The sequence below is a fragment of the Alcaligenes pakistanensis genome, from assembly GCF_014652815.1.
Taxonomy (GTDB): Bacteria; Pseudomonadota; Gammaproteobacteria; order Burkholderiales; family Burkholderiaceae_B; genus Alcaligenes; species Alcaligenes pakistanensis.
The window spans coordinates 290,141-311,180 of the sequence record NZ_BMZN01000001.1 but is presented as its reverse complement, the minus strand read 5'-3'; the positions used below and the strand labels follow the sequence as shown (position 1 = coordinate 311,180).

The 21,040-nt window shown below is 54.9% G+C and carries 21 protein-coding genes and 1 pseudogene; 16 read left to right on the top strand and 6 right to left on the bottom strand.

Features of this window, described 5'->3' with window-relative positions; genetic code table 11:
- Positions 1 to 5 precede the first annotated feature (5 nt).
- From IE156_RS01455 to IE156_RS01445, 3 genes are all read left to right on the top strand, one after another.
- Positions 6 to 1,472: a protein adenylyltransferase SelO gene (locus IE156_RS01455; protein WP_189390718.1), complete on the top strand. Its 1,467-nt coding sequence runs from the start codon at positions 6 to 8 to the stop codon at positions 1,470 to 1,472.
- A gap of 98 nt (positions 1,473 to 1,570) precedes the next feature.
- Entirely contained in the window at positions 1,571 to 2,632 is a 1,062-nt protein-coding gene (gene aroC / locus IE156_RS01450; protein ID WP_189390717.1) for a chorismate synthase, read from the top strand.
- Between the two features lie 62 nt (positions 2,633 to 2,694).
- On the top strand, positions 2,695 to 3,531 hold the full coding sequence (locus IE156_RS01445) for a M48 family metallopeptidase (RefSeq protein WP_189390716.1): 837 nt from the start codon (positions 2,695 to 2,697) through the stop codon (positions 3,529 to 3,531).
- Here IE156_RS01445 and IE156_RS18330 read toward each other — a convergent pair.
- The 4 genes and pseudogenes from IE156_RS18330 to IE156_RS01430 all read right to left on the bottom strand — a co-directional run bounded on the left by IE156_RS18330 (position 3,488) and on the right by IE156_RS01430 (position 5,687).
- A complete protein-coding gene (locus IE156_RS18330; protein ID WP_229840843.1) occupies positions 3,488 to 3,631 on the bottom strand; it encodes a hypothetical protein in 144 nt (47 codons plus the stop codon). The genes IE156_RS01445 and IE156_RS18330 overlap by 44 nt on opposite strands.
- Before the next feature lie 32 nt (positions 3,632 to 3,663).
- Positions 3,664 to 3,813, bottom strand: a pseudogene (locus IE156_RS18325) (LysR substrate-binding domain-containing protein); the annotation flags it as partial.
- Between the two features lie 33 nt (positions 3,814 to 3,846).
- Positions 3,847 to 4,485, bottom strand: a complete 639-nt coding sequence (locus IE156_RS01435) for an SGNH/GDSL hydrolase family protein (RefSeq protein WP_189390715.1) — start codon at positions 4,483 to 4,485, stop codon at positions 3,847 to 3,849.
- 74 nt (positions 4,486 to 4,559) lie between these two features.
- Positions 4,560 to 5,687, bottom strand: coding sequence for a transketolase-like TK C-terminal-containing protein (locus tag IE156_RS01430; protein ID WP_189390714.1), 1,128 nt, complete (start codon positions 5,685 to 5,687; stop codon positions 4,560 to 4,562).
- A gap of 62 nt (positions 5,688 to 5,749) precedes the next feature.
- Here IE156_RS01430 and IE156_RS18510 point away from each other — a divergent pair, with 62 nt between their 5' ends.
- Complete coding sequence (locus IE156_RS18510; RefSeq protein WP_189390713.1) at positions 5,750 to 5,944, top strand: SMR family transporter; 195 nt, start codon at positions 5,750 to 5,752, stop codon at positions 5,942 to 5,944.
- On the opposite strand, the gene IE156_RS01420 is transcribed toward IE156_RS18510, so the two are convergent.
- Entirely contained in the window at positions 5,928 to 6,359 is a 432-nt protein-coding gene (locus tag IE156_RS01420; protein ID WP_189390712.1) for a carboxymuconolactone decarboxylase family protein, read from the bottom strand. The two genes, IE156_RS18510 and IE156_RS01420, sit on opposite strands and share 17 nt — an antisense overlap.
- Positions 6,360 to 6,555: 196 nt before the next feature.
- Here IE156_RS01420 and pdxR point away from each other — a divergent pair, with 196 nt between their 5' ends.
- From pdxR to IE156_RS01360, 12 genes are all read left to right on the top strand, one after another.
- On the top strand, positions 6,556 to 7,980 hold the full coding sequence (gene pdxR, locus IE156_RS01415) for a MocR-like pyridoxine biosynthesis transcription factor PdxR (protein WP_189390711.1): 1,425 nt from the start codon (positions 6,556 to 6,558) through the stop codon (positions 7,978 to 7,980).
- 179 nt (positions 7,981 to 8,159) lie between these two features.
- Complete coding sequence (leuC, locus tag IE156_RS01410; protein WP_189390710.1) at positions 8,160 to 9,563, top strand: 3-isopropylmalate dehydratase large subunit; 1,404 nt, start codon at positions 8,160 to 8,162, stop codon at positions 9,561 to 9,563.
- A gap of 13 nt (positions 9,564 to 9,576) precedes the next feature.
- On the top strand, positions 9,577 to 10,221 hold the full coding sequence (gene leuD, locus IE156_RS01405) for a 3-isopropylmalate dehydratase small subunit (RefSeq protein ID WP_189390709.1): 645 nt from the start codon (positions 9,577 to 9,579) through the stop codon (positions 10,219 to 10,221).
- A 119-nt stretch (positions 10,222 to 10,340) separates the two neighbouring features.
- A complete protein-coding gene (gene leuB, locus IE156_RS01400; protein WP_189390708.1) occupies positions 10,341 to 11,417 on the top strand; it encodes a 3-isopropylmalate dehydrogenase in 1,077 nt (358 codons plus the stop codon).
- A 45-nt stretch (positions 11,418 to 11,462) separates the two neighbouring features.
- Positions 11,463 to 12,587, top strand: coding sequence for an aspartate-semialdehyde dehydrogenase (asd, locus tag IE156_RS01395; RefSeq protein ID WP_189390707.1), 1,125 nt, complete (start codon positions 11,463 to 11,465; stop codon positions 12,585 to 12,587).
- A 2-nt stretch (positions 12,588 to 12,589) separates the two neighbouring features.
- On the top strand, positions 12,590 to 13,993 hold the full coding sequence (locus IE156_RS01390) for a type IV pilus assembly protein FimV (protein WP_189390706.1): 1,404 nt from the start codon (positions 12,590 to 12,592) through the stop codon (positions 13,991 to 13,993).
- A gap of 12 nt (positions 13,994 to 14,005) precedes the next feature.
- On the top strand, positions 14,006 to 14,830 hold the full coding sequence (gene truA / locus IE156_RS01385) for a tRNA pseudouridine(38-40) synthase TruA (protein WP_189390705.1): 825 nt from the start codon (positions 14,006 to 14,008) through the stop codon (positions 14,828 to 14,830).
- 175 nt (positions 14,831 to 15,005) lie between these two features.
- On the top strand, positions 15,006 to 15,623 hold the full coding sequence (locus IE156_RS01380; protein ID WP_189390704.1) for a TRAP transporter small permease subunit: 618 nt from the start codon (positions 15,006 to 15,008) through the stop codon (positions 15,621 to 15,623).
- Positions 15,624 to 15,625: 2 nt separating this feature from the next.
- Positions 15,626 to 17,299, top strand: a complete 1,674-nt coding sequence (locus tag IE156_RS01375; RefSeq protein WP_189390703.1) for a TRAP transporter large permease — start codon at positions 15,626 to 15,628, stop codon at positions 17,297 to 17,299.
- 59 nt (positions 17,300 to 17,358) lie between these two features.
- Positions 17,359 to 18,027, top strand: a complete 669-nt coding sequence (locus tag IE156_RS01370) for a phosphoribosylanthranilate isomerase (RefSeq protein ID WP_189390702.1) — start codon at positions 17,359 to 17,361, stop codon at positions 18,025 to 18,027.
- Between the two features lie 92 nt (positions 18,028 to 18,119).
- Positions 18,120 to 18,935, top strand: coding sequence for a TlpA disulfide reductase family protein (locus tag IE156_RS01365; protein WP_189390701.1), 816 nt, complete (start codon positions 18,120 to 18,122; stop codon positions 18,933 to 18,935).
- Positions 18,936 to 19,390: 455 nt separating this feature from the next.
- On the top strand, positions 19,391 to 19,873 hold the full coding sequence (locus IE156_RS01360) for an urea amidohydrolase (RefSeq protein WP_229840840.1): 483 nt from the start codon (positions 19,391 to 19,393) through the stop codon (positions 19,871 to 19,873).
- Between the two features lie 100 nt (positions 19,874 to 19,973).
- On the opposite strand, the gene IE156_RS01355 is transcribed toward IE156_RS01360, so the two are convergent.
- Positions 19,974 to 20,978, bottom strand: coding sequence for a bile acid:sodium symporter family protein (locus IE156_RS01355; RefSeq protein ID WP_189390700.1), 1,005 nt, complete (start codon positions 20,976 to 20,978; stop codon positions 19,974 to 19,976).
- Positions 20,979 to 21,040 lie beyond the last annotated feature (62 nt).

Here is a 21,040-nt window from a genome sequence, read left to right as displayed (position 1 = left end):
CTCGTATGTCCAGCGTATTTGATGACCTCACTATCAGCCATCGTTTTGCGGATTTGCCGCAGGCCTTTCATACGGTCGTGCCGCCTCAGCCTTTGGCTAATTCCCGCTTGCTGCACGTCAATAAAGAGTTGGCGGCGCAGTTAGGCCTGGATGTGTCTCGCTTGGGCGAGCAGGAATTCCTGGATGTGGTCAGTGGCCAGGCCCCTTTGCCGGGCGGGCTGACGGTATCGGCTGTCTATAGTGGCCACCAGTTTGGTGTGTGGGCCGGACAGTTGGGTGATGGCCGGGCGCATTTGCTCGGGCAGATTGACACCCCGAATGGTCCACAGGAACTGCAGCTGAAAGGCGCGGGTAAAACCCCGTATTCCCGCATGGGCGATGGCCGTGCCGTGCTGCGCTCCAGTGTGCGTGAATATCTGGCCAGTGAAGCCATGGCTGGCTTGGGTATCGCGACTAGCCGGGCCTTGGCGTTGGTCAGCTCAGACACTCCGGTGTACCGCGAAACGGTGGAAACAGGGGCGATTGTGACCCGTGTGGCCCCCAGCTTTGTGCGTTTTGGCTCTTTTGAACACTGGGCCAATGACGCCTCCCGTGTGCGTGAGTTGCTGGATTATGTGCTGCGCGAGTTTTACCCCGAATTAATCGTGGATGGCGAGTCCGAGCAAGAGCGCGTGTGCCGCTTTTTGCAGGAAGTTACCCATCGTAGTGCCACCATGGTGGCCGACTGGCAAACCGTGGGCTTTTGCCACGGCGTCATGAATACGGACAATATGTCTATTCTGGGCCTGACAATTGATTACGGCCCTTACGGTTTCATGGACCGATTCCGCGTGAACCATGTGTGCAATCACAGTGACAATCAAGGTCGTTATGCCTGGAATGCACAGCCCGCCGTGGTGCACTGGAATCTGTACCGTCTGGCCAGTGCTTTGATGGTGCTGGATCTGGATGCCGATCTGCTCAAAGAGCGCCTGCAAACCTTTGAAGCCAGTTTCCTGAAACGTTTTCACGCCAATTTACAGGCCAAGTTTGGCCTGCGTACCTGGCAGGAAGACGATGCCCAGTTGGTCGATGACTGGTGGCGTTTGTTGCACAACAGCGGGGCCGATTTCACCTTGTCGTTCCGTGCTTTGGCACAAGCAGGCAAGGCTCCTGAGGCATTTGTAGGCTTGTTTGAAGGTGCTGAAGATCAGGCGCAAGCGTGGTGGCAAGCCTACAGTCAGCGTTTGACCCTGGATGACTCGGACACGGCTGAACAGCGTGAGGCCATGAATCGCGTCAATCCTTTGTATGTCTTGCGTAACCACTTGGCAGAGCAGGCCATTCAGGCAGCGGCCAAGGACGATGCCAGCGAAATCGAAACCTTGATGCTGTTGCTGCGCGATCCGTATACCGAGCGCGCCGGTTATGAGGCCTATGCCATGCCGCCGCCCGAAGGCAGTGCGGAATTGGCTGTCAGCTGCTCCTCCTAAAAGACCGGGCGCGGTGCAGGGCATGTTCTGATCCGGGATCAATGCCATAATCGTGCCTGTTTCTTATTTTCCCCAATTTCTTTGCGTCCAATCCTTCTATGTCCGGCAATACTCTAGGCAAAAGCTTTCGCGTCACGAATTACGGTGAATCCCATGGTCCAGCGATTGGCGCAGTGATCGATGGCTGCCCGCCGGGCCTGGAGCTGACTGAACAAGACATTCAGTTTGAGCTGGATCGCCGCCGTCCCGGAACCTCCCGCCATGTGACACAGCGCCGTGAGCCTGATCAGGTGGAGATTTTGTCCGGTATTTACGAAGGTCGCACGACGGGTACGCCCATCAGCCTGCTGATTCGTAACTCCGATGCGCGCAGCAAGGACTATGGCAATTTGCTGGACACGTTTCGTCCTGGGCATGCCGATTACACCTATTGGAAGAAGTTCGAGAACCGCGATCCACGTGGTGGTGGCCGCTCTTCGGCCCGTTTGACCGCACCTACTGTGGCGGCGGGTGCCATAGCCAAAAAATGGCTGGCCGAGCATTTCGGTGTGAAGATTCGTGGTTATATGAGCCAGTTGGGCCCCATCGAAATTCCTTTCAAAAGCTGGGGTGTGGTGGAACAAAACCCGTTCTACGCACCTGATCTGGACGTGGTGCCACAGTTGGAAGCCTATATGGACGAGCTGCGCAAAGAAGGCGAATCCATCGGGGCCCGTATTGAAGTCGTCGCTGAAGGTGTGCCTGCTGGTTGGGGCGAACCTATTTACGATCGCCTGGATGCCGATATTGCGCATGCCATGATGGGTTTGAATGCCGTTAAAGGCGTGTCGATTGGTGCTGGTTTTGACAGTATTACGCAAAAAGGCTCGGAGCACGGCGATGCGCTGTACCCGGACGGTTTCAAAACCAATCAGGCTGGTGGCGTGCTAGGTGGTATTTCCTCGGGGCAGGCCATTACCGTCTCCTTGGCGATTAAACCAACCGCCAGTATTCGCACCATGCGTCCCTCTATTAACCGTGCGGGTGAGGCGGTTGACGTGCAGACCTTGGGCCGTCACGATCCCTGCGTAGGTATTCGTGCCACGCCGATTGCCGAGGCCTTGCTGGCCATTGTGCTGATGGATCATTGCCTGCGTCATCGCTCGCAGTGCGGGGTCTGAATGTGAAGGATTGCGCAGAGACCTAGCACTGCATTTTCTTGTCAGGTTTGTTGGAGCTGAGCATGAAAGGTATTGCGAACGGAAAACGTTTATTGGCAGCCGGTTTGATACTGGCAACGGCGGGCTGCGCGACCGTACAGACTACACAGAGCGGCACGGTTGGCGTAGAGCGTAAACAATTCATATCCAGTCTGGTGTCCGAGGCTGAACTGAATCAGGCGGCCGCCCAGAACTATGCCCAGGTCTTGTCTCAGGCCCGACAACAAAAAGCGCTGGATACCGACGCGGCACAGACCCGTCGGGTTAAAGCCATTGCTCAGCGTTTGATTGGGCAGGTAGGCGTGTTTCGCGCCGATGCCAGCACCTGGAACTGGGAAGTACACGTCATCAACGAAGATGAGGTCAATGCCTGGTGTATGCCCGGCGGCAAAATGGCTGTTTACAGTGGTTTGATCAAACGTATTCAGCCCACTGACGCCGAATTGGCGGCAATTATTGGCCATGAAATGGCCCATGCTTTGCGTGAGCACTCACGTGAACAGGTATCTCAGAAAATGGCGACGTCCTTTGGTTTGACCGTGTTGTCAGCCCTGACTGGCGTGCAAGCCGTGAACGATTTGGGCGGTACCTTAAGCGAAGTCATGTTTGAGCTGCCCAACAGCCGCACCCATGAATCCGAAGCTGATTTGATCGGGGTGGAGCTGGCTGCGCGTGCAGGTTACGATCCGCGTGCCGCAGTAACCTTGTGGCAGAAAATGGGCGCCTTGGAGCAGGGGAGAGGCCAGCCGGAGTTCTTGTCGACCCACCCTTCTTCCACGACCCGAATTGCAGATTTGCAGGCCATCTCGGAACGGGTCATGCCTTTGTATCAGCAGGCGGGGGCAGGTTCCCGGCCATGAAATCGACGAATGCCCGGACTCTGGGCAGCAGTTGTCGATTGGACGGCCACAATATCCAGAAGGTACTAGACGAACCAGTCCATTCGTCCAGTACCGTCACAAGTCCTCCGTAATCCAGGGCCTGCTTGACGGCGAGGTCAGGCGGGAGTCGCTCAACTGTCCAGTGCGTACGATTGCATCGAAACCTTCGTCCACAACATCCACCAGGCGGTCGCTGAAATTCAGGTCGAGTTCAATTTGTGGATAGTGGCTGGCAAAAGCTGATAACACCGGCCACATCAAACCGCTGACCAACGGCAGCCTTATTCACGCCAGCTAGGCAAGCAGCGACTTCGAGATTTCAGCCACAGCTTTGCCAAGAATGAAGTGCTGCTCAAGATCAAGGTGAACGCCATCGACCTCGCTAGAGGTAATGACGCTGCCGGCATCGAAGAAATGGCAGTTCGCTTCCTCACACACCCTGCGATAGGCGTCCGCCAACCCGACACATTTGTGCTCGCCGCCCTGAAATTTCGGTGCGATTGGCCCTTTCGGCGTTTGAATGGCAGGAGGGGCTACGACCAGGATGGGTGGTACGGGCATGTCCGGCTCAATTGGGGCGGAGCGAATGGTGGATACAAGCGCCAAGATACCTTGCGACGAAAGCCATGCATTGTGTTCGTGCATGGACTGAAAATCATTCGTCCCAAGCATCAAGATCACCAGATCAAGGGGTGAATGGATTTCAATCCGCTGCGCCAAGCCTGCTAATCCGTTGCGGCCTGGCTTGAAAGGGTCATCCCATGCGGTTCGTCGCCCATTCAAACAGTCTTCGATAACCCGGACTTTCAGGCCTGCGGCGCAGAGTGAAATTTCCATGACGCCTGGCCAGCGTTGCTCGAAATGCAGGCGCTTTCGGGTGCTTGGAATAATCCCCCATGACAAGGAGTCAGAGTAGACAAGAACGTGTTTCATGACCGCTCCAAAGCGTTTTTCCAGATACCTTTATACCGTGGCAGGATCGGATTTATTTACGTTAATGCCAGATGTCAGGCCAGCGCATATCGCTTTAATGCTTCTCCCGCCTGCCGCATGGACAAGGTGCCCTCATCGCCAAGCGCCTTAAGCGCAGCAATCACAATCCATTGCGCGCTGGGAAATCCATTCGTTTCCCGAAGCGAGTCGGCCCCTAAGGCGACAAAGGGGGCGGAAACGAAGCTGCCGATCTGGTCGGCAATATGCTGCCCATATCCGGTGACGGCCAGTACAGGCGACTGCCTCGACCCAAGGCAGGTCTGAATATGCGAGGTCTTTTTCTTTGAGAGTGGATGGAGCATGTTCCAGCGCTCGGCCTCGTGACCTTCTCGCATCAGACGGGTATAGCTTGGACAACTCCAGACCTCGCTGGTGATGTTCCAGTCCTCTCGCAGAAGTCTGGCTGCCTCGACCACTTTTCCCAATGTCTGACCGGCTCCCAGCAATCGGATCGCGGGGGCGCTGGACTCGGGTGCAGCGAGGAGGCGGTACATGCCCTTGTACGCATCATGTACGTCGGCTTGCGTTGACGCTGGCAGTTTTCCCTTGTCATCGTGCAGCGTCATATAGAAGAACCCTGGCTCGTCATCTAGGTACATGGCTTGCAGTGCAGAACGCAAAATAGCGAGCGCCTCCTGTCCTGATGCGGGGTCATAGGGGATACCGTTCAAGCTGCTGGCGAGCCACAGCGGAACGGCAGGCTGCACGCTTTTGGGCCACCGTGAAGAAGTGACTTCGGCATCGTTACACAGGATGCCGCGGTCGGCGGCTTCATATATCGCTGCGCGCAGCCCGGCGACGGATTCGGAGCGCAGCAGATAGAGCAATGGCATCTCGAAGTGCTCAGGCCCATCTCGAAACCATAGCGGCCACGCGCTGATATTGCCCGTGCTCATGTCAGCGCCGTCGGATTGGGGCACTTGGGCGTATGGCTTTCCTGGCGAGGCCTGTACGACCCACACCTTGCTGTGAGTCGCATGGTTTTGTGCTAAGCCTTGGGCGATGGCCTGGATAGCACGATAGGGAGAGGCGGCAAGACATGCCCGCTCCATGTCTTGCTCTGCAAGCTTTTCAAGGCACGCAGCCGCTGCTATCCGGGTTTGCGGCGTAGCTGTGGGCGGGCGAAGACGCTCCAAACTCATGGTTGACCTCTGTGATGGGTTTTTTGCACGACTAGGCGTCATGATTTTCGATTGCATTTGCAATGATTGTAATTGCAACGATAGTTATCAGCAAGGATAGACATGACACAGGCAAGCGATCTCGCGTTCTATACGGCGACCAGCACCAAGTGCTGGCCCTGTCCTTGCGCTCATTACCTGTGGGAATGGCTTACGCGATCTGGACAGGCATTGATACGTTTGGATTGCGCCTCCTGGATATTATTTGCGCATGCTGATGGCCAAGCGATTGAAGGCGCTCATCAAGGCAATCGCAACGCTCAGGTCTGAAATTTCTGCATCACTGAAATGGGCTTTTAAAGGCTCGAAGTGCTCGTCGGGGGCATGGGTGCGAGCGACATCCACCACTGATTCTGTCCACTCCAGAGCGGCACGCTCACGTTCGTCGAAGTGTTCGCTGACACGCCATCCTGCCAGGCAATCTAACTTGGTATTGCTCATGCCCGAGCTACGCAAGGAGGCAGCGTGCATTTCCAGGCAGTAGGAGCAGCCATTGATTTGCGAAATACGCAAATTAACTAGTTCAATCAACTCTTTGCCCAAGCTGCTATGGTCCAAGGCTAATTTCGTCTGCAGCAGACCTTGATAGGCTTTGGGAGATAGGGTGTCGTAGGGAAGACGAAGTGCGCTCATAAGATATCCAGTCAAAAGAGAAAGAAAAAAACCAGCCAAGGTAGCGTTTGGATGTGCCTGAAGCTGCATAGCGGAATCACGCAAGTTCCTTTATGCCAGATGACAAGGCGCTATGGCTCGCTGTATTTACTGATTTTCTGTTATTAATGGCCTAGTAGTAAGTGACAAGAAATTAATAAATGAATAGGACATAGGCATGGACTTGAGCCCATGGCAGCCCAGCCGAGAACCGGGCACGCCTATCTATCAACAGTTGTATCTCCGGTTTCGGGATGCCATTGCGGCTGGTCAGTTGCGTCCGGGTGATCGCGTGCCGTCCGTGCGTAGCTTGGCCAGTGAATTGAATCTGGCCCGAGGCACGGTCGAACAGGCCTATCAGATCCTGGTGGGCGAGGGCTATTTTCTGGCCCGAGGACCGGCAGGGACAGTGGTGTCGCCTCAATTGGCAAATCTGGATGCCAGCCGCTATGCCAGCACCGTCGTGTCTGCTGTACGATCTTCGCCCTATACGCCGTCTGAAAACGCGCCGCCTTTACCATTTCAAATGGGCTTGCCGGCTCTGGATGCGTTCCCACGCAAAACCTGGACGCGTCTGGCCAATCATAATCAACGTGCTTGGGGTGCGCTGGCCATGCGTTATCCCGACCCGGTGGGCTATGCACCCCTGCGTCGGGCCATTGCGGCGTATTTGGGGGTTTCGCGTGGCATTGTCTGCCTGCCAGAGCAGGTGTTCATTACCGCAGGATACTGGGGCGCCTTGGGGCTGGTGTGCCGCACAGTGTTAAACCCCGGTGATGTGGGCTGGTACGAAGATCCTGGTTATATATTTGCGCGTCAATTTCTGAAGCAGGCTGGCATGAATGTACAAGCCGTGCCGCTGGACGCTGAAGGCTTGAACGTGGCGTTGGGGCAGGAGCGTTGTGCCCAGGCCCGTTTCGCCATCGTCACTCCGACTCATCAAAGCCCGATGGGTATGGCTATGTCTTTGCCCAGACGCTTGCAGCTACTGGACTGGGCCAGTCAACAACAGGCCTGGATTATTGAGGATGACTACGACAGCGAGTTTCGTTATCACGGGCGTCCTTTACCGGCTCTAAAAAGCCTGGATCGTGATGAACGGGTGCTTTACACCGGCACCTTTAGTAAAGTTCTGCACCCAGGATTACGGTTGGCCTATCTGCTCGTGCCACCGTCTCAAGTCGAACGTTTCCGGCAATCGGCTCATTACGTGGGTGGACCGGGCTCGATGCTGACACAAGCCACAGTGGCTGATTTCATGGAGCAGGGTTACTTTGCGCGCCATCTGCGCAAAATGCGGGTCTTGTATGCCCAGCGACGCAGCTATCTGGTGACTGCTTTGGAGCAGGAGTTTGCTTCTCGTTTGCAGGTCCAGGCGCAGGCAGGTGGTATCCATGTATTGGCTAATCTAGGCCCGCAGGAGAATGATCAGGCCTTGGCCGCGGCTGCGCAGGCCAAAGGCCTGGCCGTTCAAGCCTTGAGCACTTGGCAAATGCAAGCCGGTACACAAAGAGGGCTCTTGATGGGCTTTGCCAATATCAGCGATCAGAACATGGCACAGGAATGGGTGCGACGTCTTCGTCTAGCAATGAACTCAGGCTGAAAACCTTCTTTTGGCGAGCTGCCGCCGCATGACGGTGTCCATTTCCTCGTATCCTAGTAATTCCAATACTAGGATGGAGATTGGCCTTGTCCCAGTTACTGCGCCTGTCATAATAAGAAAAAATTCATCTGCAGCCCCCTTTTTGTGGGCTGTCGTTTCAACTGAATCGCGAGAGCGCAATGGCAAAAACCTTATACGATAAGTTGTTCGACGAACACGTCGTGCATCAGGATACCGATGGCACCTGTTTGATCTACATTGATCGCCACTTGCTGCATGAAGTGACCAGCCCCCAAGCCTTCGAGGGCTTGACCTTGGCCGAGCGCAAGCCTTGGCGCATCAGTGCCAATCTGGCCGTCGCCGATCACAACGTGCCCACCACCTCCCGCGAGAACGGTATTGAAGATCCTATCTCGCGCCTGCAAGTGGACACCTTGGATGCCAACTGCGAAGAATTCGGCATTACCGAATTTCGCATGAATGACGTGCGTCAGGGCATTGTGCACATTGTCGGTCCTGAGCAGGGCGCAACCTTGCCCGGCATGACCGTGGTGTGTGGTGACTCCCACACCAGCACGCACGGTGCCGTAGGTGCGTTGGCCTTTGGTATCGGAACGTCCGAGGTTGAGCACACGCTGGCGACCCAAACCTTGCTGATGAAGAAAAGCAAAAGCATGCTGATCCAGGTGGACGGCAAGCTGCCTTTTGGCTGTACCGCAAAAGATTTGATCTTGTACGTGATCGGTCAGATCGGTACTGCCGGTGGTACGGGCTACGCCATTGAGTTCGGTGGTTCGGCCATTCGTGCGCTGACCATGGAAGGCCGCATGACCGTGTGCAATATGGCGATTGAAGCCGGTGCACGGTCGGGCATGGTGGCGGTAGATGAGCAAACCATTCAGTACCTGCGTGGCCGTCCTTACTCGCCCAAAGGCGTGTTGTGGGATCAGGCCGTGGCGTACTGGGGCACGTTGCACACCGACGAAGGTGCGCAGTTTGATCATGTTGTCCGTATCGATGCTGGTCAGATCACGCCTCAGCTGACCTGGGGTACCTCGCCAGAAATGGTGCTGCCTATCGACAGCCGTGTACCTGATCCAGAGAAAGAAAAAGACGAGGTTGCCCGCAATGGCATGGAACGCGCCCTGGAGTACATGGGCCTCACACCCAATATGCCCTTGACCGATATCCGTATCGACCGTGTGTTTATTGGTTCCTGTACCAATGCCCGTATTGAAGACTTGCGTGCTGCCGCCAGCGTGGCCAAAGGCCGTAAAGTGGCCTCCAACGTCAAGCAAGCCATGATTGTTCCCGGCTCTGGTCTGGTGAAACGTCAGGCCGAGCAAGAAGGCCTGGACAAGATTTTCCTGAATGCCGGTTTTGAATGGCGTGAGCCTGGTTGTTCCATGTGTCTGGCCATGAATGCCGACCGCCTGGAACCCGGCGAGCGTTGCGCATCGACCTCCAACCGTAACTTTGAAGGACGTCAGGGGCAGGGTGGTCGCACTCATCTGGTCAGCCCTGCCATGGCTGCGGCTGCTGCCATTGCCGGCCATTTTGTCGATGTGCGTTCGTTCAACTGAGGAAATCCACACCATGCAAGCATTTACTACTCATGAAGGTCTGGTCGCTCCCTTGGATCGGGAGAACGTGGATACGGACTTGATCATCCCCAAGCAGTTCCTTAAATCCATCAAGCGCAGCGGCTTCGGTCCCAACTTGTTTGATGAATTGCGCTATCTGGATCACGGCGAGCCCGGCATGGATAATTCCCGCCGCCCGCTGAACCCGGACTTTGTGCTGAATCAGGATCGCTATAAGGGCGCTTCCGTGTTGCTGGCCCGCAAGAACTTTGGCTGTGGTTCCAGCCGTGAGCACGCTCCCTGGGCGTTGATGCAATACGGCTTTCGCGCCATTATTGCGCCGTCCTTTGCCGATATTTTCTTCAATAACAGCTTCAAAAATGGCCTGCTGCCTATCGTCTTGAACGAGCTGGATATCGCCCGCCTGTTTGATGAAGTCAAGGCCTTCCCCGGCTACAAACTGCGTATTGATCTTGCCGAGCAGCGCGTGATTACGCCTGAAGGTCGTGAGCTGTCCTTCACGATTGATGCCTCGCGCAAGCACAGCCTTTTGAATGGTCTGGATGAAATTGGCCTGACCTTGCAGAAAGCGGACATGATCCGTCAGTACGAAGCCGAGCGTCTGGCCCGCCATCCCTGGTTGGTTGGCCAACCTTAAGCATGGCTGCAGATTTTGTAGAAGTCTCGCTGTTGCTGCCTTTCTAGGCGGCCAAGATGCTCCGGCCATCAGGCCGGAGTTCTTCACTCTTACTCCCTAATTTTTACGTCCTATTCATCATGACTCATAAAATTGCAGTATTGCCCGGTGACGGCATTGGCCCCGAGATTACCGAACAGGCCCAGCGCGTGCTGGGCGCACTGGGTATGGATCTGGAAATGACGGTGGCTCCGGTGGGCGGCGCTGCTTATGATTTGCACGGCCACCCCTTGCCACCTGAAACCCTGAGCCTGGCCCAGGGTTCGGATGCGGTGCTGTTTGGCGCAGTAGGCGATTGGAAATACGACTCGCTGGAGCGCCATCTGCGTCCCGAGCAGGCTATTTTGGGCCTGCGTCGCGCCATGGGCCTGTTCGCCAATCTGCGTCCCGCTATCTTGTATCCACAGCTGGCGAATGCCTCAACCCTGAAGCCAGAAGTGGTGTCCGGTCTGGATATCCTGATCGTGCGCGAACTGACGGGTGATATCTACTTCGGTCAGCCTCGTGGCGTGCGTACCGTGGAAGAGGGTAACTTTGCCGGCGAGCGTCAGGGCTTTGACACCATGCACTACGCTGAGAGCGAAGTGCGCCGTATTGCCCATGTGGGTTTCCAGGCCGCACAAAAGCGTCAAAAGCGCTTGTGCAGCGTGGATAAGTCCAATGTGCTGGAAACCTCCCAGTTCTGGCGCGATATCATGATTGACGTGGCGCGTGAATACCCAGAGGTGGAATTGAGCCATATGTATGTGGACAATGCGGCCATGCAATTGGTGCGTGCACCAAAAGAATTCGACGTGATCGTCACAGGAAACCTGTTTGGCGATATCCTATCGGATGAAGCCGCTATGTTGACGGGCTCCATTGGCATGTTGCCCTCGGCGTCTCTGAACGCATCCCAGCAAGGTTTGTACGAACCCAGCCACGGCTCGGCACCCGATATCGCCGGTCAGGACAAAGCCAATCCCTTGGCCACGATTTTGTCCGCCGCCATGTTGCTGCGCTATTCGCTCAACGCGGAAGACCAGGCCAAGCGTATTGAGGCCGCGGTTGCCAGTGTGCTCGAGCAAGGTCTGCGCACCGGCGACATCTACGAAGACGGTTGTCAATTGCTGAGCACCAGTGCTATGGGGGATGCAGTGCTCAAGGCTTTGCGATAGTATCTTTTATCGTTTTATTTTTTTATATATCCAGGTGGTATTACCATGACTCAAGCGGTAGGTTTGGTCGGCTGGCGTGGGATGGTGGGCTCCGTGCTCATGCAGCGCATGCGCGACGAAGGCGATTTTTCCCTTTTTCAGCCGGTGTTTTTCTCGACTAGCAATGCTGGCGGCACAGCTCCTTCGTGGGCTGACGGCGCTGGCCCATTGCAGGATGCTCACGATATTGACGCTTTGAAAAAGTTGCCAATTATTGTGACCGCCCAAGGTGGGGACTACACAAGCCAAATCTACCCTAAGCTGCGTGCCGCTGGCTGGAATGGTTTGTGGATTGATGCGGCCAGCACGCTGCGCATGGACGAGAACTCCGTGATCGTGCTGGACCCGGTCAACCGCTCTGTGATTGATGCGGCGCTGGCAAAAGGTGGCAAGCAATTCATTGGCGGTAACTGTACGGTCAGCTGCATGCTGATGGGCCTGGGTGGTTTGTTCAACCAGAATCTGGTTGAGTGGATGACCAGCATGACTTACCAGGCTGCGTCGGGCGGTGGTGCGCAACATATGCGTGAACTGCTGACTCAGTTCGGTCTGATCAACCAGTCCGTCTCCAGCCTGCTGGATGACCCGGCATCGGCCATTTTGGATATTGACCGCGGTGTCTTGCAGACACAGCGCGATCCTAATTTGCCTCATAAGAACTTCGGTGTACCGCTGGGTGGCAGCCTGATTCCCTGGATCGACTCCGATCTGGGCAATGGCATGACTCGCGAAGAGTGGAAAGCCGGTGTGGAAACCAACAAAATCCTGGGCCGTAGCGCACAGGACAAGCACATTCCTATCGACGGTTTGTGTGTACGTATTGGTGCCATGCGCTGCCATAGCCAGGCACTGACCATCAAGTTGACACGCGACGTGCCACTGGATGAGATCGCCGACATCCTGGCTGAAGGTTCCAAGTGGGCCAAAGTGATTCCTAACGAGCGTCAAGCCACGATGGAAGCCCTGACACCCGTAGCCGTGACCGGCACGCTGGATATCCCTGTGGGCCGTTTGCGCAAACTGAATATGGGCCCCGAGTACCTCAGCGCTTTCACAGTCGGCGATCAGCTGCTGTGGGGTGCAGCTGAGCCGCTGCGCCGCATGTTGCGTATCGCTTTGGGCGAGCTTTAATCATGGCTGGCCGTCTGCATCCTGTACGTACGCTGGGTTCGGCCCTGCTATTGGCCGGGATGCTGGCGGCTGCGCCGGTTTCCGCTTTGGAAATTGGCCATAGTCGTTTGGTGTCATCCCCCAACCAGGTATTCAAGCTGGATGTCGGTATCCGACAGATCAGTGCTGAAGAAAGCCTGTCTTTGACGGTGACACCTGCGCCCTTGTCGGCCTGGCAACAGGCCGGCCTGACGCCTCCGGTAGATCTGGCTTCTTTGAAAACCGTGATGGAGCGCGATGCCCAAGGGCAGGTACAACGCATTCGTCTCTCCTCCGAGCAGATGTTCTCGGGCTCGGTAGCCGATGTGCTTTTGCAGATTCAAAGTGACAGCGGGCAGTTCCTGCATCAGGTCAGTGTGCTGGCTCCGGCCCCCGTGGCCGTGAAAGCCGTGACCCAAGCGCAGGCGACGCAGCAGGCGCCGGTGTCTGTACAGGCATCTGGTACGCGTGCGTCCAGTGTGCAAGCCCAAAGTGCGCTGCGCGTGCGCTCGGGCGACACCTTGCATGCACTGGCACGTCGCCATGCAGTAGACGGTGTCAGTTCGTATCAATGGATGATGGCGGTACAAAAGCAAAATCCTGATGCATTTATCGATCAGAATATGCACCGCCTGAAGGCAGGCAAGACCCTGCAGATTCCGGATGCGGCGGCCATGTTGTCCATTGACGAGGCCCAAGCCCGTCGCTTCTATGTCGAGCAGGCCCAGGCTTTGCGCTCTGCCGTACAGGCGGGGCAGGATCAGGCCGACGCCTCTCAAGGTGTGGCACAGACTGGCTCCAGCACGCCGGGCGCACAAGGCCAGGGGCAAGACCGCTTATTGTTGTCGGCGGGGGCTCAGGCCAGCGATGCCAAACAGCAATTGCAAAACGAATTGCGTGAAACGGGCGATCGGGTCTCGCAGCTGGAAGACAATGTATCCACGCTGGGTCGTGCCTTGCAGTCCCAAGGCGAGGCCGCCAAGGATTTGATTATGGACTCAGCCAACGAGCTGGGTCTTAGCGATGCCGGCAGCAAGGCTGCCGCAGGTGAACCCCATTCTGGCGCCCCTGGCGCCGCTTCTTCTGCCGCCGTGGCAGGAGCGATTGCCGTGCCAGCCGAGTCCGAATCGGGCAAGATGGCCGGTGCAGTTAACAAGGCTAAAAAGACCGTGTCCTGGATTCAAGAAAATATGTTGGCCGTTATGGCCGTGGTGCTGGCCTTGATCGTGGTCCTGGTGACCTGGGTCTTACGCCGTGCCAATAGCGAAAATCGCAATGGCGATGATTCCCCAGCGCCTGTCAGCGAGGCCATGGTTCGGGAAAAGCTGGAAAAAATTAATCTGGATCTGGATCAGCCGCCTTCGGACGAGCCTCCTGTGCGACAGTAAGGTAAGCCCACCATGAGACGTATTGCACTGGGTGTCTGCTATGAAGGGACATCCTGGTTGGGTTGGCAAAGTCAGGCCGGTGGCAACACCGTTCAAGATGTTCTGGAGCAGGCACTGGGCCGTTTTACGGCCCAGCCTGTTTCTACGATCTGCGCTGGTCGTACGGACACCGGCGTTCATGCCTTAAACCAAGTCGTTCACCTGGATACCACTGCCGAGCGTAGCTTGGAGTCCTGGGTGCGCGGCCTTAATGCCTTGCTACCCGACTCGGTCTCGGTGCAATGGGTAAACGAGGTGCCCGACGACTTCCATGCCCGCTTCTCGGCTCAAGGTCGTCATTACGTGTATTTGCTTCGTCAGCATCGGGTGCGTTCCCCCTTGTTGCAAGGGCGGGTCGCCTGGGTCTATCGCCCTTTGGATCTGGCTCAGATGCAAGAGGCTGCCCAGCATCTGGTGGGGCAGCATGATTTCAGCGCATTTCGCTCTTCTCAATGTCAGGCGGCCAGCCCGGTGCGCACCATGACGCATATTCGAATTGAACAGCAGGGCGATTTCTTCCTGTTCCGTTTCAGCGCTAATGCCTTTTTGCATCACATGATTCGCAACCTGATGGGCATGCTGGTTTATATCGGTCAGGGCCGTCAGCCCCCGTCCTGGGCGCTGCATTTATTGGCACAGCGGGATCGTCGTTTATCGGCTCCCACCTTTGATGCCAGCGGCCTGTATTTGGCTGGCGTGGATTATCCCGAGCAGTTCGGTATTCCGAGCTCCAAGCCTGATGATTTGCTCTACGAATTAAGTGGTTTGCGTTTTGGTGAAACGGCCCAAAAAAAATGATGATTTAGACCGTTTCTAAAGGGTTTATCCCCGGTATTCGAACCGGTTTCACAGGCGTCTATCGTATAAAATGTGAAGCCATTTTCTTTATTACATTCTTATCTGTATAAGGCCGACAACCTTCGGGGATTAGCCACAAGCGAACCCGGAAGGCGACCATATCCTGAGCAAGGCCATGAAATTCCTCTTACGATTGTCTAGTGTTATCGACCGTCTGAATACGGTCGTTGGTAAGTCCGTGACTTGGCTGACCCTGATCGTGGTTGTGGTCAGCGCGACCAACGCCGTTGTGCGTAAGGTGTATAGCGTCAGTTCCAATCAATGGCTTGAATTGCAGTGGTATTTGTTTGGGGCCATCTTTTTATTGGCCGCCGGCTACACCTTCTTTGTCAATGAGCACGTACGGGTGGATGCCCTGGCGGAACGCTTCCCGCCACGCGTTCAGGTTTGGATCGATGTTTTCGGCGTGATCTTTTTTCTTTTGCCCGCCACGCTGCTCATTTTCTGGCTCTCTATTCCGTTTTTCGAACAGTCCTTTGTACTGAACGAGCAGTCCTCCAATACAGGCGGGCTGGTGCGCTGGCCAGTCAAACTCTTAATTCCGGTAGGCTTTGCCTTATTGGCCTTAGCCGGGATTTCGCATCTGATCAAATGTATAGGCTTTTTACGCGGTGCCTGTCCCAATCCTTTGCTGGGTTCGGGCGGACTGAGTGCGGAAGAGCAACTTGCCGAGGAAATCCGAGAGATCGCTCAGGCAGGTGAAGCAACAACCTCTGTTTCTAAGGTCCAGTAACAATGGAATTCCTGGTTGATAATCTGGCTCCGATCATGTTCTTTAACCTGATCGCATTTTTGCTATTGGGTTTTCCTGTCACCTTTACCTTGTCCGCTATTGGCGTCCTGTATGGACTGGTTGCCATTGAGTTGGACATGATGCAGCCTGCCTTGTTCCAGGCCTTGCCACAGCGGGTATTTGGCATTGTCGAGAACGACACCTTGCTGGCGGTTCCCTTCTTTACCTTGATGGGCCTGATTCTTGAGCGATCAGGCATGGCCGAGGATTTGCTGGAAACCATTGGTCAGCTATTCGGCCCCTTGCGCGGTGGTCTGGCCATTGCTGTGGTGCTGGTTGGTGCCATGCTGGCTGCCACCACAGGTGTGGTGTCGGCCTCTGTAATTTCCATGGGCCTGATCTCCTTGCCCATCATGCTGCGCTACGGTTATGACCGCAGGTTGGCCACCGGGGTGATTGCGGCTTCGGGGACTTTGTCGCAGATTATTCCACCGTCCATCGTGCTGATTATTCTGGCTGACCAGCTGGGCCGTTCCATCGGTGATATGTACCGTGGCGCCATGCTGCCCGGTCTGTTGCTGACAGCGGTGTACATCTTGTACATCGTGGTCATGTCCTACATCAAACCCAAGTCGGCACCGGCTTTGCCGCCCGAAGCCCGTATCTATATTGAAGACAATGGCAGTCGGGGTTTGACCTCGCTGGTCGCCTTGACCATCGTGGCCTCGGCGGTTGCCTACTTTGGTTCGCAGCACTATTTTGCCACCCATCCCAATATCCCCATGGATGAACACATTGTGGTGTTGCTCCTGTTGTGGGGGATTACGGCCTGGACAATTGCACTGCTCAACAAGCTGCTTAAGCTGAAAATGCTCTCGAAGATTGCAGAGCGAGTTGTGTTCGTGATGGTCCCACCGCTGTTCCTGATCTTTCTGGTGCTGGGCACGATCTTCATCGGTGTGGCAACTCCCACCGAAGGGGGCGCCATGGGTGCGGTCGGTGCCATCATCATGGCGGTATTGCGTGGTCGTCTGTCCTGGAAGCTGCTGCGTCAGGCCATGGAATCCACGACCCGTCTGTCCTGCTTTGTGGTCTTCATTCTGGTGGGCTCCACCGTCTTTAGCCTGAGCTTCCGTGGCATTAACGGCGACCTGTGGGTAGAGCATCTGCTGATTGATATGCCGGGCGGCGAATTAGGCTTTTTGATCATCGTCAGTCTCCTGACTTTCCTCTTGGCCTTTTTCCTGGATTTTTTTGAGCTGGCCTTTATTATTGTGCCGCTGCTGGGACCGATTGCCGACAAGATGGGCATTGACCTGATCTGGTTCGGTGTCCTGCTGGCGGTCAATATGCAGACCTCCTTTATGCACCCACCCTTTGGCTTTGCGCTGTTCTTCTTGCGCTCGGTGGCTCCTAAAGAGGACTACACGGATAAGGTTACAGGCGAGCGCATCAAGCGAGTGGCGACCACTGATATTTACTGGGGTTCGGTGCCATTCATTATCATTCAGTTGCTGATGGTGACCGCGGTACTGGCTTTCCCCGGACTGGTGACGCACTACAAACACGGCGAAGTCTTGCTGGAGGATTCGCAAATCCAATTTGGTACAGAATCCATGTATGGATCTGATAGCTATGGATTTGGAACCGATGACGCCGCCAGTAGTTTCCAATAAACGTGTTCTATGATTCATACGGGGGCATCAAGCCCCCGTTTTTTATTTAAGGATGTGAGATGTTCAGCCGTACCCGAGTCAAGATTTGTGGCTTTACCCGAGCGCAGGATATTGATGCAGCCGTGCAGTTGGGCGCGGATGCGGTGGGTTTTGTGTTCTATCCCAAAAGTGCTCGGATGCTTGGCACTGGACAGGCGGCTGCTTTGCGCGCCCGTGTTCCGGCCTTTGTGCAGGTGGTTAGCTTGTTTGTGAATGCCTCGCCGGAGTTTGTGCAGGAAATTCTGGAGCAGGTTCAACCGGATTTGCTGCAATTCCATGGCGAAGAAAGCCCAGAACAATGCCGTCAGTATGCGCATCCTTACCTCAAGGCTTTCCGTGTGGGTGCCCCCGGCCTGGATACGGTAGACGGGCTGCTTGAGCAATGCCTGAAGTATGGTGACGCTCGTGGCTGGTTGATGGATGGCTATCACGATGCCTACGGTGGCACTGGCACTGCCTTTGATCCTGAGCTGATTCAGGGCTTGCAAGCTCGCCTGGAAGGTCGAGACGGCTTGCCACCGTTGATTTTGGCGGGCGGCATGCGCATCGACAATGTGGCCGAGCGTGTGGCCTTGCATCAGCCCTATGCCATTGATGTCAGCAGTGGTGTGGAGCTGGAGCCCGGTATCAAATGCCACACCAAAATGGGCCAGTTTATGCAGATAGTGAGTAGCGCTTCCCTGAGCTAGGGAATCTTTTAGGCCTAACGCTGTCTGTTCCTATTGGCCCGACCCGCTTATGGCGGGTTTCTTTTTATTTGGTCTTGTCAGGATTTATGTTTATGCAAAGCATACAGCTCGGTCCCTTTACCTTTGCCACGTCTTTGTTTGCTTTTATGGTCGCGGCATTACTGGGGCTGTTTCTGGCCGCCTGGCTGGATAGACGCAAGCAAACCCGTGCCGAGTCGGTGTTATGGCGGGCCATTATTTTGGGTGTGGTAATAGGCCGTTTGGGTTTTCTGATTCAGCAATGGAACTTTTACCAAAGTGAACCCTTAAGCTGGCTGGATCTGCGTGACGGCGGCTTGATGATTCCGGCAGCGGTCACCGCAGGTTGGTTCTATGTCTTGTGGCGAGTGCTGCGCGACAAGGCTGTTCTGCCTGCTGCGGCAGGCGGTTTGGCGGTAGGCGTGGCCGCTTTCTCGCTCATTATGGTGGTGACAGGCAAGGGGCAGGCAGAGCCGACTCAGCCTTTGCCCGAAATAGACTTGATCCCCATGCAGGCCCAGTTCAGGGCGCCTGAAAGTCTGGACCAGTATCAGGGCAAGGTGACGGTAGTGAATCTGTGGGCCAGCTGGTGCCCGCCGTGCCGCCGTGAAATGCCTGCCTTCAAACAAGTGCAGTCCAGCCGCTCCGATGTGAATATTGTGTTCGCCAATCAGGGCGAGGAGCTGGATGTGATCCAGAAGTACCTGAATGAGGAGAACCTTGATCTGGGCAATATGTGGCGTGACCCGCAAATGAAGCTGGGCCAGGCTGTACGTAGCCGTGGCTTGCCAACGACCTTGTTCCTGGACGAGCAGGGGCGTTTGGTGGATGTACGGGCGGGAGAGCTCTCGGCAGCGACCTTGAATGACAAGATCAACAAGTTGAAGTAGGCAGGATAGACCGAATACGGCTAAGGGGGCTGAGCCTGGATTGCTCTGCCCATCTTGCTGAAGGTTTGATACTTAGGCTTGGCCGGCTGGTATTGCTTGCGATTGGAATGGGACTGAATAGGGCGTTGGAGCAAAAGGCTGCTCCAACGCCCTAGTTGTTTGCGTTGAGCTCTTGCACTTAGAAAGAAGAATGAGCGTGTGGTTTTGATACCTCTTAGTTATGCAGATGACTGTATTTTTCAATCAATAAAGCGGGTTTTATTGGTGTTTTTATTATTATTTTTATTTTAGGTATTTAATTATTTATTTTTCTATAAGATTGACTTGCTAATTAGGCGCTATTTTATTTTTTGATTATTTAATTCAATCGGTGGATAGTGCTGATTTAGCATTTTTTCGTAATCGCTACTGCTACTATGTGCCGAGGTTTTTCATCTGCTCACAAGGATTTAATCATGAATTTGACAGATAAAGGCACGAAAACCGCCCAGCTTTCCGCACCCGATAGAATTATCTATGCAGATAATCACTTGATTCACGGGCCGGATGATATTACGGCATATATGAAAGGCGTTTGTTATGATGCCGCTGCTTATATGCGTTATTTATATAACGCTAAAATCAGTTTCGGCCAATTAACGACTATCTCAGCGCAGAACTGGCTGCCTTTATTCAACTTCTCCAAAGGCAGAAAGTGGGATGGTCAAAGTTCCTTGCCAGGTGGTAAAGCGATTGGCTTTTGCCGAGTCACCGGTATGCAGTTCTTCCACGCGGCGATTGCAGTCGGTGGAACCGAGATTCGGGCGATCAATGGCGGTTTGCTGGGGGCGGGGTGGTTGTACCCTGTCGATTTACGCAAGGTGCTGACTAAAAAGAATCCTGACGGCTCTTTCAATTACGACGGTACGACTATTTTTGTGTACATCTCGGATCTGTAAACAAGAAAACCGGCGATCAGCCGGTTTTCTTGTGGGATGCTGGTGATGTTGCATGGCTCAGATTTCAAGAATATCCGGGCCATGTTTACATCTGTGTTGATCAAGCCTTTTGCAGGCTGATTTTTTCTTCCGGAGTTTCTGGACGCTGCGCGTATCTATTCGCAATAAAGGCGCAAGCCATCAATTGAATCTGGTGGAAAATCATGATGGGCAGCAGTGCTGGGCCAATCGCGGCACCGGTAAACAGCACCTGTGCCATAGGAACACCGGTAGCCAGACTCTTTTTGGAACCGCCAAAAACAATCGTAATTTCGTCCTCTTTATTGAAGCCGAATTTGCGGGCCATCCAAGTGGTCAGGAACAAAATGATAGCCAGCAGCACCACGCACACGACAGTCAGAATGGCTAAGGACTTGGGCGGCACTGTTTGCCACAGGCCACCGATTACCGAGGCGCTGAAAGCGGTGTAGACCACCAGCAAGATAGAAGACTGGTCTACGCTGCGCAGCCATTTGCGGTTACGGTCCATCCATTTGCCAATCAGAGGGCGCATCAAATGACCCACTACAAAGGGCAAGAGCAACTGCAGGCTAATTTTCTTGATAGCCTCCAGAGTGGAGCTTGCCGAGCCGCCGTCTGCATCCAGTAGCAGTTTCAGCAGTACCGGCGTCAGCACAATACCGATCAGGCTGGAGGCCGAAGCACTGCAAATAGCAGCAGGCACATTACCGCGTGCAATCGAGGTAAAGGCAATAGCCGATTGCACTGTGCCGGGCAGAGCGCACATATACAGAACGCCAATAAACAATGGCATGCCCAGCAAAGGCAACAAGAGGGGTTTGGACACCAGACCCAGCAGCGGGAACATGACAAAGGTGCAGCCAAAGACCAGCAAGTGCAAACGCCAGTGAGTGGCTCCGGCGATGATGGCTTCGCGGGACAGCTTGGCGCCATGCATGAAGAACAGCAGGGCAATAGCCAGGCCAGTGATCACATCAAAGATCACCGCGCCTTGGCCGTAGGCAGGGAAAAAGCTTGCCAGTGCCACAACGCTGATCAGGATCAGGGTGAAGTTGTCAAAAAGCAGTCGCAGTTGAGAGTACATGGGTTTGTTCTAGGCTTGAAAGGCTTGCGTAATGAAAGGCACCACTTTACCGTAGACCTTTT

What these genes read in the sequence shown, in the direction of transcription:
- IE156_RS01455 (WP_189390718.1), top strand. Translation starts at nt 6, where the DNA reads ATGTCCAGCGTATTTGATGACCTCACTATCAGCCATCGTTTTGCGGAT.
- aroC (WP_189390717.1), top strand. Translation starts at nt 1,571, where the DNA reads ATGTCCGGCAATACTCTAGGCAAAAGCTTTCGCGTCACGAATTACGGT.
- IE156_RS01445 (WP_189390716.1), top strand. Translation starts at nt 2,695, where the DNA reads ATGAAAGGTATTGCGAACGGAAAACGTTTATTGGCAGCCGGTTTGATA.
- IE156_RS01435 (WP_189390715.1), bottom strand. Translation starts at nt 4,485, where the DNA reads ATGAAACACGTTCTTGTCTACTCTGACTCCTTGTCATGGGGGATTATT.
- IE156_RS01430 (WP_189390714.1), bottom strand. Translation starts at nt 5,687, where the DNA reads ATGAGTTTGGAGCGTCTTCGCCCGCCCACAGCTACGCCGCAAACCCGG.
- IE156_RS18510 (WP_189390713.1), top strand. Translation starts at nt 5,750, where the DNA reads ATGATTGTAATTGCAACGATAGTTATCAGCAAGGATAGACATGACACA.
- IE156_RS01420 (WP_189390712.1), bottom strand. Translation starts at nt 6,359, where the DNA reads ATGAGCGCACTTCGTCTTCCCTACGACACCCTATCTCCCAAAGCCTAT.
- pdxR (WP_189390711.1), top strand. Translation starts at nt 6,556, where the DNA reads ATGGACTTGAGCCCATGGCAGCCCAGCCGAGAACCGGGCACGCCTATC.
- leuC (WP_189390710.1), top strand. Translation starts at nt 8,160, where the DNA reads ATGGCAAAAACCTTATACGATAAGTTGTTCGACGAACACGTCGTGCAT.
- leuD (WP_189390709.1), top strand. Translation starts at nt 9,577, where the DNA reads ATGCAAGCATTTACTACTCATGAAGGTCTGGTCGCTCCCTTGGATCGG.
- leuB (WP_189390708.1), top strand. Translation starts at nt 10,341, where the DNA reads ATGACTCATAAAATTGCAGTATTGCCCGGTGACGGCATTGGCCCCGAG.
- asd (WP_189390707.1), top strand. Translation starts at nt 11,463, where the DNA reads ATGACTCAAGCGGTAGGTTTGGTCGGCTGGCGTGGGATGGTGGGCTCC.
- IE156_RS01390 (WP_189390706.1), top strand. Translation starts at nt 12,590, where the DNA reads ATGGCTGGCCGTCTGCATCCTGTACGTACGCTGGGTTCGGCCCTGCTA.
- truA (WP_189390705.1), top strand. Translation starts at nt 14,006, where the DNA reads ATGAGACGTATTGCACTGGGTGTCTGCTATGAAGGGACATCCTGGTTG.
- IE156_RS01380 (WP_189390704.1), top strand. Translation starts at nt 15,006, where the DNA reads ATGAAATTCCTCTTACGATTGTCTAGTGTTATCGACCGTCTGAATACG.
- IE156_RS01375 (WP_189390703.1), top strand. Translation starts at nt 15,626, where the DNA reads ATGGAATTCCTGGTTGATAATCTGGCTCCGATCATGTTCTTTAACCTG.
- IE156_RS01370 (WP_189390702.1), top strand. Translation starts at nt 17,359, where the DNA reads ATGTTCAGCCGTACCCGAGTCAAGATTTGTGGCTTTACCCGAGCGCAG.
- IE156_RS01365 (WP_189390701.1), top strand. Translation starts at nt 18,120, where the DNA reads ATGCAAAGCATACAGCTCGGTCCCTTTACCTTTGCCACGTCTTTGTTT.
- IE156_RS01360 (WP_229840840.1), top strand. Translation starts at nt 19,391, where the DNA reads ATGAATTTGACAGATAAAGGCACGAAAACCGCCCAGCTTTCCGCACCC.
- IE156_RS01355 (WP_189390700.1), bottom strand. Translation starts at nt 20,978, where the DNA reads ATGTACTCTCAACTGCGACTGCTTTTTGACAACTTCACCCTGATCCTG.